Source organism: Leucobacter sp. M11 (assembly GCF_035726885.1).
Taxonomy (GTDB): domain Bacteria; phylum Actinomycetota; class Actinomycetes; order Actinomycetales; family Microbacteriaceae; genus JAPFRB01.
The window spans coordinates 486,906-487,127 of the sequence record NZ_JAPFRB010000002.1 but is presented as its reverse complement, the minus strand read 5'-3'; the positions used below and the strand labels follow the sequence as shown (position 1 = coordinate 487,127).

The following is a 222-nucleotide window of genomic DNA, read 5'->3' as shown; positions in this document are numbered from 1 at the left end:
GATGATCGGCGCCCTCACCACCCTCGCGCTGTTCCTGAGCCTGGTGCTGCCGCTCGCGGTGACCCCGCTGCTTCGTGGCCTCGGCATTCTTGACGTACCCAATGAGCGCTCCTCGCACACGAGGCCCGTGATTCGCGGCATGGGACTCGCGGTGCTCATCGCGGTCGTCGTGACGCTCGGCACGGGCCTCTTCCTCTTCCCGGATGCCCTGCTGCTGCGCCC

1 pseudogene is annotated in these 222 nt (G+C 68.5%); it reads left to right on the top strand.

The window, feature by feature from the left end:
* Positions 1-222: pseudogene (locus OOT08_RS06690) on the top strand (hypothetical protein); the annotation flags it as partial.